The organism is Chromobacterium violaceum ATCC 12472, assembly GCF_000007705.1.
GTDB classification, from domain to species: domain Bacteria; phylum Pseudomonadota; class Gammaproteobacteria; order Burkholderiales; family Chromobacteriaceae; genus Chromobacterium; species Chromobacterium violaceum.
The window spans coordinates 3699074-3711683 of record NC_005085.1; the positions used below are offsets into that span (position 1 = coordinate 3699074).

Here is a 12610-nt window from a genome sequence, read left to right on the forward strand (position 1 = left end):
TATGGAACTGCGCCACCTGCGTTACTTCCTCGCCGTGGCCGAGGAGCTGCACTTCACCCGCGCCGCCGAGCGGCTGCACATCGGCCAACCGCCGCTGAGCCAGCAAATCCAGGCGCTGGAGGCCGAGCTGGGCGCGCCGCTGTTCCGCCGCCACCAGCGCAAGGTGGAGCTGACCGCCGCGGGGCAGCAGCTGCTGCCGCGAGCGCGCCAGATCCTGGCCGACAGCGCGGCGGCGGCTGCCGCGGTGCGCCGCGCCGCCGACGGCGAAACCGGCGAGCTGCGCATCGGCTTCACCTCCTCATTGCCGCTGACGCCCATCCTGCACCACAGCTTGCAGCATTATCGGCAAGCCTACCCCGAGGTCAGGCTGACGCTGAGCGAAATGTTCACCGCCGGCCAGTTCGACGCGCTGGAGCGCCGCCAGCTGGACCTGGGCTTCGTCCGCTTCAACGGCACCACGCCCAGTCCGCTGATCCGGGTGGAGGAGCTGCACCGCGACCGGCTATTGGCGGTCGTGCCCAGCGCCCATCCGCTGGCCGAAAGAAAAACGCTGCCGCTGAAACTGCTGGCCGGCGAACCCTTGATCGGCTACCCGCGCGAATCCGGCTCCGGCCTCAGCGACGTGGTGCGCCAGCTGGCGCTGCAAAACGGCCTGGAGTTGAAGATGGTGCAGGAGGCGGGCGAGGCGATCACCCAGATCGGCCTGGTGGCGGCCGGCGTCGGCATCGCCATCCTGCCCTCGCCGCTGGAATGCGTGCAGATACCGGCGGTGCGCTACGTGCCGCTATCGGACGACGGCGCCTATCTGTCCATGGGCATCGCCGTGCGCCGCGACGATGACTCGCCGCTGGTGGCCAATTTCCTGTCAGGGGTGCGCGGCGGCTAGCGGCCGCCGGATACGTCCAGCAGGCTGCCGGTGCAGAACGACGCGGCGTCGGACAACAGCCAGACGATGGCCTCGGCCACTTCGTCGGCCCGGCCGCCCCGCCGCATCGGCACAGTCGGCGCCAGCCTGGCCACCCGGCCCGCCTCGCCGCTGGCGGCATGGATATCGGTATCGATCAGTCCGGGGCGCACCGCGTTGACGCGTATGCCCTCTTCCGCCACCTCGCGCGCCAGGCCCAGGGTCAGCGTGTCTATCGCCCCCTTGCTGGCGGCGTAATCGATGTACTCGCCGGCGGAGCCCAGCCGCGACGCGGCCGACGACACATTGACGATGGCGCCGCCGTCGCCGCCATGGCGGGTGGACATGCGCCGCACCGCCTCGCGGCAGCACAGCAGCGGCCCCAGCACATTGACGCGCAACACGCGCTCCACCCGCTCGGCGCTATAGTCCTCCAGCCGGCACATCGGCGCGGTGACGCCGGCATTGTTGACCAGCCCGTCCAGCCGGCCGTAATGGCAGAGCGCGTCATCGAACAGGCGGACGATGGCCTTCTCCTCGGACACGTCGGCGCGGAACAGCCGCACCGCCTCGCCCAATTCGGCCTTCAAGGCGGCGGCGCCAGCCTCGTCCGAACGATAGTTGGCCGCCACCCGCCAGCCGGCCGCAACCAGCAATCGCGTGGTGGCCGCGCCGATTCCGCGCGTGCCGCCGGTCACCAACGCCACCTTGCCGTCCATCGCTAGCCCCTGCGCAGAAATTGCTGATGCCAGCGCGTGCGCGCGGCGCGCGCCTCGCCGAACAAACGGTTCAGGCCGTCGGCGTCGCCGGCCTCCAGCAGCGCGGCCAGCCGATCCAGTCCGCAACGGTAGTCGGCCAGCTCGGCCAGCAGCGCGTCGCGGTTGGCCAGGCTGATGTCGGTCCACATCTCGGGATGGCTGCCGGCGATGCGGGTGAAGTCGCGAAAGCCGGTGGCGGCGAAATCGAAGCAGCGCTCGGCGTTGGCCTTGGCCGCCACCCGGTCCACGTAGGCGAAGGCCAGCAGGTGGGGCAGATGGCTGACGCTGGCGAACACCGCGTCGTGCTCGGCGGCGTCCATGCAGTGGATTTCCGCGCCGCAGGCGCGCCACAGATCCGCCACGGCCTCCACCGCCGCGGGCGCGGTCTCCTCCAGCGGCGTCAGCACCACGCGGCGGTTCTCGTACAGGCCGTACTGGGCGGCCACCGCGCCGGACATGTCGGAGCCGGCGATGGGATGGGCCGGCACGCACCATGGCAGATGTCCGGGCAGATGCCGGCGGTACAGCTCGACCACATCGCTCTTGGTGCTGCCGCCGTCGGTGACCACCGCGCCCGGCTTCAGGCCCGGCGCCAGCGCCGCCATCAAGGCGCCCATCTGGCCCACCGGCGAAGCCAGCAGCACCATGTCGGCGCGGTGGGCGACGGCGGCGATGTCCTGGCTGATCTCGTCCGCCACGCCCAGCGTCAGCGCCTTTTCCAGATTGGCCAGCGTGCGCCCGACGCCGATCACGGTCTTCACCCTGCCGGCGCGCTTGAGCGCCAGCGCGAACGAACCGCCGATCAGGCCGACGCCCGCCACCACCAGGGTGTCTATCTGCTGCTGCACCTGCATCCCCCTTGTCCTGCCGCCACTTGCGCGGCGAGAAGGTCTATCATAAACAATTTTGCCAACATGGCCAGTCTGGAGATTTGGATGACCGCGACGCTGTATTGCTATTTCAAGGCGCCCTCCGAGCGCGAAGCCGTGCTGGACCGATTCCGCGCGCTGCAGAGGGAGCTGGCCGCCGCCGGCTGGACCGGCGAGCTGCTGCGCCGCTGCGACGACGCCGACACCTGGATGGAGGTCTATCCCGGCATCGCCGACCGCGACGCCTTCCGCTCGGCCTGGCAATCGGCCCGGCTGCGCCACGGCCTGACGCTGCCGGCCAGCGAGGAATGGTTCCAGCCGCTGTAGCCGCGGATCGACCAGGCAAGAAAAAGGCCGGGCGCAAAGCCCGGCCAAAACAAACACGATTAACGAGAGAAACCGAAACCTCCACGCTAAGAGTGGCTAACAAAACTCAGTTTTACGGCTGAGGCAAGGCGCGCCGACGCAGACAGTACCAGCAGTACGGCAAGTCGACGCAACGCAGCATCAGGGGTTTTGTTAGCCGCTCTAAGGCGGCGGCAAACCAAACGGTCAGGCAAACACTATAACCAGCGCCGGCCGCTCTCCCAAATCACTTGTTCTGCTTAGCAAATCACCGTCAGCCGCGCTGCGCGGCCGCCTCGCCGGCCGGCTGCGGAGCGCGGCCCACCAGGCGGTCCACCCACAGCGCGACCACGCCGTCTCCTGCCACGTTGCAAGCGGTGCCGAAGCTGTCCTGCGCCAGGTAGAGGGCGATCATCAGCGCCAGGCTGGCTTCCGGGAAGCCCAGCACGCTGGAGAGGATGCCCAGCGCCGACATCACGCCGCCGCCCGGCGCGCCCGGCGCGGCCACCATGGTCACGCCCAGCAGCAGGATGAAAGGCAGCATCACGTCCCAGCCCGGCACATCCAGGCCATGGGTCATCAGCATCACCGCGGTGGCGCAGCTGACCAGGGTGATGGTGGAGCCGCACAGGTGGATGGTGGCGCACAGCGGCATCACGAAATTCACCACCGGCGGCGACACCTTCATATTGCCGGCCGAACGCAGCGCCACCGGGATGGTGGCCGCGGACGACATGGTCCCCAGCGCGGTGAAATAGGCCGGCAGCATCGCGCGCAGCAAGGACAGCGGGTTGCGGCCCAACAGCGCGCCGCTGGCGCCGTACAGCACGGCCAGCCACAGCCAGTGCAGGGCGATGGCCATCAGCAGCACCACGCCGAAAGTCTTCAGCGTGGCGAAGGCGGTGCCGGCGGCGGCCATGTCGGCGAATTCGCAGGCGATATAGGCCGGCAGCAGCGGCACCAGCACGCGCGCCAGCACCTTCTCGACGATGTCCTTGCCCTGCTCGGCGATCTCGCGCAAGCGCGCCGCGCCGGTGGCGGCGATGCCCAGGCCGAACACGAAGGCCAGCATCAGCGCCGTCATCACGTCGAACAGCGGCTTGATCTCCAGCTTGAACAAGGGTGCCAGCTTGTTGGCGGCGACCGGCGCGGCGGCGGCGGCGCCCAGCCATTGCGGCAGCAGCGCGGACGCGGCGGTGAAGGCCAGCACGCCGGACAGGATGGTCGACGCGTAGGCCAAGCCGACGGTCCAGCCCAGCATGCGGCCGGAACCGGTCTCCAGCGCGGCGATGCCGCTCATGATGTAGAACACGATGATCAGCGGGATCATGAAGCCGATGAACTGGCTGAACAATCCCTTGAAGGTCAGCAGCAGCGTCAGCAGCGGTCCGGGCGCGTACAAGCCCAGCAGCAGGCCGACGGCCATGCCGGCCAGCAGTTTGAGAATCAATTTCACAGGCAACCTCTTCCGGGTTATCCAGCCCGCCGCGCCTGGCGCGGCGAGGGGCGAAACCCGCCCGCTCCGGCGCGATCGGATCGATGCGGAAGAAGAGAGGGAGCCAGCCGGCGCGGCAAGCGGAACATCGCGCCGACGTTCCCCGGCGCCATGCATCAGGCTTGTTGTAGTAAGGCTTGCCGCAATGCCTGCAGCAAAGGCGAAGGCGTCCAGATCCGCTCGCCCAGACGGGCCAGCGGCCAGACGCCGATCAGGCTATTGGAGAGAAACGCCGTCTCAGCGTCAATCAAATCGGCGGCGGAAAGTCGCCTTTCCGAAAATTTAAGTCCGAAAATTGAAACATTATCGGTCAACCAATCCCGCACCGCGCCGTTCACGCCGCAGCGATCCAGCAAGGGGGTCTGGATCTCGCCGTCGCGCAGCAGGTAGACATTGCTCATCGTGCCCTCGGCCAGCCAGCCGTCCTGATCCAGCAGCAGGCCTTCCTGTATCGCCGGATCGCTCCACTCCGACCGCGCCAGCACGCTCTCCAGCCGGTTCAGGTGCTTGACGCCAGCCAGGCGCGGCTGCAGCGACAGCCTCAGCTCGCACCAGCGCGCGGCCACGCCCCGCTCGCCGTACTCCGACGGATAGCCGGCCCATGGCGTCGCCGACACGACGCGCGTCGGCGCGCCGGCGCCCGCCATCGCGTAGCCGCGCGCGCCGGCGCCGCGGGTGATCACGATCTTGCCCACGGCCAGCGCGTGCTCGCGGCCCAGCGCCATCAGCTCGTCCAGCAACTGCTGCTCGTCCGGCAGCGTCAGCGCCAGCCTCGCGGCGTCGTCGGCCAGCCGCGCGTACTGCCAGCGCCACATCCACGGCCGGCCATGGCGCAGCTGCATGGTGCGGAACACGCCGTCGCCGTAGTTGAAGCCGCGGTCCAGCGCCGACACCGCCTCCCCAGGCAGGCCATTGACCAGCACCGCCATCAGGCCTGCTCCACGCCCAGCGCGCGCAGCAGGCCGCGCGCCTTGTGACGGGTTTCCTGCAATTCGCGCTCGGGATCGGAGTCGGCGACGATGCCGCCGCCGGCGCGGAAGCGCAGCGCGTCGCCCTCCTGCATGAAGGTGCGGATCAGGATGTTGAAGTCCATGCTGCCGTCGCGGTTCAGATAGCCCAGGCTGCCGGTATAGGCGCGCCGCGCGCTGTTTTCCAGCTCGCGGATGATCTGCATGGTCCGCACCTTGGGACAGCCGGTGATGGTGCCGCCGGGGAATAGCGCGCGCAGCACGTCCGCCGGCGCGATGTCGTCGCGCAGCTTGCCGCGGACATTGGACTCGATGTGATGGACGTAGGCGTAGCTGGCCACCGCCATCAGCTCGTTGACTTCCACCGTGCCCGGCCGGCTGATGCGGCCCAGGTCGTTGCGCTCCAGGTCGATCAGCATCACATGCTCGGCGCGCTCCTTGATGCTGGTGATCAGCCGCTTTTTCAGCTCGGCGTCTTCGGCCGGGTCCTGGGAGCGCGGGTGGGTGCCGGCGATCGGCCGGGTTTCGGCCCAGCCGTCGCGCACCCGCACCAGCCGCTCCGGCGACGAGCTGACGATCTGCGCGGCGCCGAAGTCGGCCAGCGCCGAGAACGGCGCCGGATTGGCCCGGCGCAGCGCCGCGAACAGGTCGGGCGCGGCGATGCCGTCCGCCAGCTGGGCGCGCCAGCCGCGCGAGATGTTCACCTGGAACACGTCGCCTTCGTAGATGTAGCGCTTGAGCCGAACCACCGCGTCGGTATACCACTCGGGCGGATCTTCCTCCAGCGCGGCCAAGGCGACCGGCTGGGGCGCGAAGGCGGGCCTCATCGAAACCAGCCGTTCCAGCGCATGCCAGTCATCGGCGGTTTCGCCGACCAGCCAGGCTTCGTTCTTGGCGCGGTCCACCAGCACCGCGGCCGGCGCGCGCGCCCATGCCGCCAGCGGAAAGCTGTCCGGCAAGGCGGCCGGCACATGCGGCTCGAATTCCGACAACAGGTCGTAGGCCAGGTAGACGAACCAGCCGCCGACGAAAGGCAGGCCGTGCGGATTGGACACCGCCCGCGGCCGGAACGCGCGCAGCTGGTCGAGGAAGGCCTGCCCCTCGCCCGCCATGAACACGCGCCGCTCGCTCTGCATCAGCAGCAGGTCCCAGCCGACGTCGCCGGACGATTGCATCAGATAGGGAAAGTTTTCGCGGTCCGCGGCATGCAGCGCCAGCAGGTCGGGAATGAAATCGAGTTTCTGGGTGAACATCTACGGTCCTGGGCCGGCAAGGCCCGGCACTGATTCGCGACAACTCGCCGCCCGCCTTGAGCGGCGGCGAAAAAAGAAAAACCGCTGCGAGTGTAGCGCAGCGGTTCGCTCTGTCAATCGCCGGCAGCGGCGATCAGACGCGCTTGAACACCAGGGTGCCGTTGGTGCCGCCGAAGCCGAAGGAGTTGGAAATGCCCACCTCGATCTTCATCTCGCGCGCGGTGTTGGCCGCGTAATCGAGATCGCAGCCGGCTTCCAGATCCTGCTCGACCAGGTTGATGGTCGGCGGAGACACCTGGTTGTGGATCGCCAGGATGGTGTAGATCGCCTCCACGCCGCCCGCGCCGCCCAGCAAGTGGCCGGTCATGGACTTGGTGGAGTTGACGACCAGCTTCTTGGCGTGATCGCCAAAAGCGATCTTCAGCGCGTTGGTCTCGTTGGCGTCGCCCAGCGGGGTGGACGTGCCGTGCGCGTTCACGTACTGCACCGCGTCGGCATTGATGCCGGCGTCGCGCAGCGCGTTGACCACGCCGCGGGCCGGGCCCTCGGCGTTGGGCGCGGTGATGTGGTGCGCGTCCGAGCTCATGCCGAAACCGATCAGCTCGGCATAGATCTTGGCGCCGCGCTTGACCGCGTGCTCGTACTCTTCCAGCACCAGCACGCCGGCGCCCTCGCCCATCACGAAGCCGTCGCGGCCCTTGTCCCACGGACGGGAGGCGGCCTCGGGGTCGTCGTTGCGCGTGGACAGCGCCTTCATCGCGGCGAAGCCGCCGATGCCCAGGCGCGACACCGCGCCCTCGGCGCCGCCGGCGACCATGATGTCGGCGTCGCCGTACTGGATCAGGCGCGCGGCGTCGCCGATGCAGTGCGCGCCGGTGGTGCAGGCGGACACGATGCCGTAGCTGGGGCCTTGATAGCCCTTCAGGATGGACACCTGGCCGGCGATCAGGTTGATCAGCGAGCCCGGGATGAAAAACGGGCCGATCTTGCGCGGACCGCCTTCCATCAGCGCCACGCCGGTTTCCTCGATCAGCGGCAGGCCGCCGATGCCGGAGCCGATGTTGACGCCGACGCGGGTCTTGTCCAGGCCCGGGATGTCGTCCAGCCCGGCGTCGGCGACGGCCTGCAAGGCCGCGGCGATGCCGTAGTGAATGAACAGGTCGTTGCGACGCGCTTCCTTCGGCGAAATGTAGTCGCCGATATTGAAGTCCTTGACCTCGCCCGCGATCTGGCAGGCCATGTCGCTGGCGTCGAAACGGGTGATCTTGGCGATGCCGCTCTTGCCGGCCAACAGATTGGCCCAGCCGGTGGCGACGTCGTTGCCGACCGGGGACACATGGCCCAGGCCGGTGACTACTACTCTGCGTTTGGACACGAAGAATCTCCGTGATAGATGGGAGGGCAGTCTCCCGATGAAACCACGCGCGCCGGGTGAACACAAGCTTGGTTCAAACGCGCGTTTGGAACCTTCTTAACAAAAGAACCTCTGCAGGCGAGCCGAAGCCACACCACGCAGAGGTCCTGGTCCCGAAAAAAGGGATTACTTGTTCAGATGGCCGGTCACGTAGTCGATGGCTTGCTGAACGGTGGTGATCTTCTCGGCTTCCTCGTCCGGGATTTCGCACTCGAACTCTTCTTCCAGTGCCATCACCAGCTCAACGGTATCCAGGGAATCGGCGCCCAGATCGTCAACGAAGGAGCTTTCCACCTTGATTTCGGCTTCGTTCACGCCCAGTTGCTCGGCAACGATCTTCTTGACGCGCGCTTCGATGTTTTCCATTTGTTTAAACCCTTGACCTTTCTGATTCGGGATCACAAAACCCCGGTATTCTACAAAAAAAAATTAGAGCAGCCTACCTAAATCTCTATCCGGCGCCAGCCGGAGCGAAATTAAGGCATCAGCATGCCGCCGTTCACGTGCAAAGTCTGGCCCGTAATATAAGCCGCGCGGTCCGATGCCAGGAATACCACGGCATCGGCGATGTCCTTGGCTTCGCCCAGGCGGCCTAGGGAAATTTGGCCCACCAGCGCCTCGCGCTGCGCTTCCGGCAGCGCGCGGGTCATGTCGGTGTCGATGAAGCCCGGCGCCACGCAGTTGACGGTGATGTTGCGGCTGCCGACCTCGCGCGCCATCGACTTGGTGAAGCCGATGATGCCCGCCTTGGCGGCCGCGTAGTTGGCCTGGCCGGCATTGCCCATCGCGCCGACCACGGAAGCGATATTGATGATGCGGCCGCTGCGGGCCTTCATCATGCCGCGCATCACGGCCTTGGAGGTCTTGAACACCGATTTCAGATTGGTGTCCATGATGGCGTCCCAGTCCTCGTCCTTCATCCGCATCAACAAGCCGTCGCGGGTGATGCCGGCGTTGTTGACCAGAATCGCGACCGCGCCGAAGTCCTTCTCCACCGATTCGATCAGCGCGTCGACGGCGCCCTCCTCGGTGACGTTCAGCACGCGGCCCGCGCCGCCCGTGGCGGACAGGCGCTCATGGATGGCGGCCGCGCCGGATTCCGACGTGGCGGTGCCGATGACGACGGCGCCCTCGGCGGCCAGCGCGTCGGCGATCGCCGCGCCTATGCCGCGCGAGGCGCCGGTCACCAGCGCCACTTTGCCTTGCAGACTCATCAATGTGTCTCCTTGTTGTCGACGCCCCGTTCCGCTTGCGCGGGACAAGGCGATGGCGCGCCGGACAAAGCCGACGCGCCGGAATTTCGCGTCAGACCAGCTCTTCGCGCGCGGCTTCCAGCGCGGCGCGGTCAGTCAGCGCCAGGCACTTGACGTTGCCGTCGATGCGCTTGGCGAGGCCCGTCAGCACCTTGCCCGGACCGCACTCGGCCATCAGGGTCACGCCTTCGGCGGCCAGCTTCTGAATGGTTTCGGTCCAGCGCACCGGCATGAACAGCTGGCGGGTCAGCGCGTCGCGGATCTGCGCGGCATCGTTGTAGCTGGCCACGTCGGCATTGTGCAGCACCGGAACGGCGGGCGCGCTCAGATGCACGTCCCGCAGCGCCTCGGCCAAGCGCTCGGCGGCCGGGCGCATCAGCGAGCAGTGCGAAGGCACCGACACCGGCAGCGGCAGCGCGCGCTTGGCGCCCTTCTCCTTGCACAGGTCCATCGCGCGCTCCACCGCGCCCTTGTTGCCGGCGATCACCACCTGGCCCGGGGAATTGAAGTTGACGGCCTCCACCACCTCGCCTTGGGCGGCCTCCGCGCAGGCGGCGCGGATGTCGTCGTCAGGCAGGTTGAGAATGGCGGCCATCGCGCCGGCGCCGGCCGGCACCGCGGCCTGCATCGCCTCGGCGCGCAGGCGAACCAGCTTCACCGCCTCGGCGAACGGCAGCGCGCCGGCGGCCACCAGCGCGGTGTACTCGCCCAGGCTATGGCCGGCCACCACCGACGGCTGCTTGCCGTTCAGCTCCTGCCATGCCAGGTAAGTGGCATAGCCGGCGGCCAGCATGATGGGCTGGGTATTCACGGTGGCGTTGATCGCGTCGGCGCTATCCGCCCGCAGCATCGCCCACAGATCCAGCGACAGCGTGTCGGACGCCTCTTCGAATGTATGCTGCACCACGGGCAGGTCGGCGAAGCCGTCCATCATTTTCAGGCTTTGCGAGCCCTGTCCCGGAAAAAGAAAAGCAAAAGCCATAGTCGACTCCACAGAATTCGACGCAAAGGATGACGCAAAGCGGCCATGCGCGCCACGTCGCCGATCAATAAACGCTGTCATTATCGGCGATCATGCGGCGAAAAAGCCACTTTGCGGAATGCCAATCAGAAGGTCAGCAGCACCGCGCCCCAGGCGAAACCGCCGCCAATGCCTTCCAGCATCACGGTCTGGCCGCGCCGGATGCGTCCGTCGCGCACCGCGACGTCCAGCGCCAGCGGAATGGAAGCCGCCGAGGTATTGCCCTGCTCCGGCAAGGTGACGACCACCTTGTCCATCGGCAGGCCAAGATGCTTGGCGGTGGATTCGATGATGCGCAGATTGGCCTGGTGCGGCACCAGCCAGTCCAGGCTGGCCTGTTCGACGCCGGCCTCGGCCAGCGTGGCGGTGGCGATCTCGGACAGCGACTTGACGGCGAACTTGAACACCGCCGGGCCGTCCATGTGCAGATAGGGGATGCCCTGGATCTTGCCGCCGGAAATCTGCGCCGGCGTGTTGAGCAAGCCCTGGTAGCGGCCGTCCGCCGCCAGCTTGGCATGCAGGATGCCAGGCTCGTCGGACTCGCCCAGTACCACGGCGCCGGCGCCGTCGCCGAACAGCACGCAGGTGCGGCGATCATCCCAGTCCAGCACGCGCGACATGATTTCGGCGCCGACCACCAGCGCCTTCTTGGCCAGGCCGCTCTTGATGTAGGCGTTGGCCGTGGTCAGCGCGTAGACGAAGCCGGCGCACACGGCCTGCACGTCAAAGGCCTGCACGCCGGGCAATCCCAGCTTCTCCTGCAGGATGCAGGCGGTGCTGGGAAAAACCATGTCGGGGGTGGTGGTGGCGACGATGATCAGGTCGATCTCGCCCTTGTCGATGCCGGCGCTGGCGATGGCGGCTTGCGCCGCCCTCAGCGCCAGATCGCTGGTCTTGTGCCCTTCGTCGGCAATATGGCGCGCGCGGATGCCGGTACGAGAGACGATCCACTCGTCGCTGGTTTCCACCCGTTCGGCCAACTGCGCATTGGTAAGCACCTGGGACGGCAGGAAGCTGCCGGTGCCGAGAATGCGGGAATAGCCCATATTTTTCAGTTCGCTTCCGCCTCGGATTGCTTGAGGTTGTCTAGTTGTTTGGCAACCCGATCGGCGATGTGTGCAATAACGTCGGAACCGGCCTCCTCGCATGCCTGCGCCAACGCGTAACGAAATCCCGTGACATCGGCGCTGCCGTGGCTTTTCACCACGATGCCGCGCAGGCCCAGCAGGCTGGCCCCGTTGTAGCGGCGCGGATCGATGCGCTTCTTGAAAAGAGCCAGCACCGGCAGCGCGGCCAACGCGCACAAACGCGTCCACCAGCTGCGGCCGAACTCTTCCCGCAGGAATACGGCGAACATGTGCGCCAGCCCCTCAGCTGTCTTCAACGCCACGTTGCCGGTAAAGCCATCGCAGACTACCACATCGGTCGTGCCCTTGCAGATGTCGTCGCCTTCCACGTTGCCGTAGAAATGCAGCTCCGACTGACGCAACAGCTCGGCAGTCTTCTTGATATTGTCGTTGCCCTTGATATCTTCGCTGCCGATATTCAACAGGCCGACGGAAGGATTGGCCTTGCCTTGCAGGCAGGCCATCAGCTCGGAACCCATGATGCCGAACTGCAACAGTTGTTCTGGGGTGCAATCGACGTTGGCGCCCAGATCCAGCACGCAGGAAGTGCCCTTGACATTGGGCAGCAGCTTGGCGATGGCGGGGCGGTCGATGCCTGGAATGGTCTTGAGGACGAAGCGGGCGGTAGCCATCAGCGCGCCGGTGTTGCCGGCGGAAACGGCGGCCTGCGCCTTGCCTTCCTTGACCAGATTGATCGCCACCCGCATCGACGAATCCTTCTTGTTCTTGAGGGCGAGCTGAGGCGCCTCGTCCATGCCCACCACCTGGGTGGCATGCTGGATGAGGATGCGCTCACGCACGGCGCCATCGTGCAGGGCCAGTTCAGCCTCCAGGGCCGGCTGGTCGCCTACGAGAATCAGATGGGTGTCGGGGTGGTCTTGCAGGAATTGGATCGATGCCGGGACGGTAACCTTGAGGCCAACGTCACCGCCCATAGCATCAACCGCGACGGTGATAGTCATCAACGAATGCGGTAAAAGTGCCTACCAAAAAAGGAAAGGAAGTGAGGACTGGGAGATTACTCGCCCTTGGTCTTCACAACCTTGCGGCCACGGTAGAAGCCGTTCGGGCTGATGTGGTGGCGCAGGTGGGCTTCGCCGGTGCTGGCTTCAACTGCCAGAGCCGGAGCGGTCAGAAAATCGTGTGCACGATGCATGCCGCGCTTGGACGGGGACTTTTTGTTCTGTTGAACAGCCATGGTCG

At 66.8% G+C, this 12610-nt stretch carries 14 protein-coding genes; 2 read left to right on the top strand and 12 right to left on the bottom strand.

Annotated features, from left to right (window positions below; translation table 11 throughout):
- The first annotated feature begins 1 nt into the window (after position 1).
- Entirely contained in the window at positions 2–886 is an 885-nt protein-coding gene (locus CV_RS16795; protein ID WP_043596569.1) for a LysR family transcriptional regulator, read from the top strand.
- Here CV_RS16795 and CV_RS16800 read toward each other — a convergent pair.
- Both CV_RS16800 and CV_RS16805 read right to left on the bottom strand, forming a co-directional pair.
- Positions 883–1623: an SDR family oxidoreductase gene (locus CV_RS16800; protein WP_011136953.1), complete on the bottom strand. Its 741-nt coding sequence runs from the start codon at positions 1621–1623 to the stop codon at positions 883–885. The genes CV_RS16795 and CV_RS16800 overlap by 4 nt on opposite strands.
- Before the next feature lie 2 nt (positions 1624–1625).
- On the bottom strand, positions 1626–2516 hold the full coding sequence (locus tag CV_RS16805) for a prephenate dehydrogenase (protein ID WP_011136954.1): 891 nt from the start codon (positions 2514–2516) through the stop codon (positions 1626–1628).
- Between the two features lie 81 nt (positions 2517–2597).
- Here CV_RS16805 and CV_RS16810 point away from each other — a divergent pair, with 81 nt between their 5' ends.
- A complete protein-coding gene (locus tag CV_RS16810; protein ID WP_011136955.1) occupies positions 2598–2858 on the top strand; it encodes a DUF4936 family protein in 261 nt (86 codons plus the stop codon).
- 292 nt (positions 2859–3150) lie between these two features.
- On the opposite strand, the gene CV_RS16815 is transcribed toward CV_RS16810, so the two are convergent.
- The 10 genes from CV_RS16815 to rpmF all read right to left on the bottom strand — a co-directional run bounded on the left by CV_RS16815 (position 3151) and on the right by rpmF (position 12605).
- On the bottom strand, positions 3151–4332 hold the full coding sequence (locus CV_RS16815; protein WP_011136956.1) for a dicarboxylate/amino acid:cation symporter: 1182 nt from the start codon (positions 4330–4332) through the stop codon (positions 3151–3153).
- 155 nt (positions 4333–4487) lie between these two features.
- Positions 4488–5300 (bottom strand): aminodeoxychorismate lyase, encoded by an 813-nt coding sequence (gene pabC / locus CV_RS16820; protein ID WP_011136957.1) that lies wholly within the window; start codon positions 5298–5300, stop codon positions 4488–4490.
- A complete protein-coding gene (locus tag CV_RS16825) occupies positions 5300–6592 on the bottom strand; it encodes an aminodeoxychorismate synthase component I (protein WP_011136958.1) in 1293 nt (430 codons plus the stop codon). The genes pabC and CV_RS16825 overlap by 1 nt, the downstream gene beginning before the upstream one ends.
- Before the next feature lie 133 nt (positions 6593–6725).
- Entirely contained in the window at positions 6726–7967 is a 1242-nt protein-coding gene (gene fabF, locus CV_RS16830) for a beta-ketoacyl-ACP synthase II (RefSeq protein WP_011136959.1), read from the bottom strand.
- 165 nt (positions 7968–8132) lie between these two features.
- Positions 8133–8372 carry an acyl carrier protein gene (gene acpP / locus CV_RS16835; RefSeq protein WP_043596572.1) on the bottom strand — a complete coding sequence of 80 codons (240 nt, stop codon included), beginning with the start codon at positions 8370–8372 and terminating at the stop codon, positions 8133–8135.
- Positions 8373–8482: 110 nt separating this feature from the next.
- Positions 8483–9220: a 3-oxoacyl-ACP reductase FabG gene (fabG, locus tag CV_RS16840; protein ID WP_011136961.1), complete on the bottom strand. Its 738-nt coding sequence runs from the start codon at positions 9218–9220 to the stop codon at positions 8483–8485.
- Positions 9221–9311: 91 nt separating this feature from the next.
- Complete coding sequence (gene fabD, locus CV_RS16845) at positions 9312–10241, bottom strand: ACP S-malonyltransferase (RefSeq protein ID WP_011136962.1); 930 nt, start codon at positions 10239–10241, stop codon at positions 9312–9314.
- A 125-nt stretch (positions 10242–10366) separates the two neighbouring features.
- Complete coding sequence (locus tag CV_RS16850; protein ID WP_011136963.1) at positions 10367–11326, bottom strand: beta-ketoacyl-ACP synthase III; 960 nt, start codon at positions 11324–11326, stop codon at positions 10367–10369.
- 5 nt (positions 11327–11331) lie between these two features.
- On the bottom strand, positions 11332–12369 hold the full coding sequence (gene plsX / locus CV_RS16855; protein WP_011136964.1) for a phosphate acyltransferase PlsX: 1038 nt from the start codon (positions 12367–12369) through the stop codon (positions 11332–11334).
- A 56-nt stretch (positions 12370–12425) separates the two neighbouring features.
- On the bottom strand, positions 12426–12605 hold the full coding sequence (gene rpmF / locus CV_RS16860) for a 50S ribosomal protein L32 (protein WP_011136965.1): 180 nt from the start codon (positions 12603–12605) through the stop codon (positions 12426–12428).
- Positions 12606–12610 lie beyond the last annotated feature (5 nt).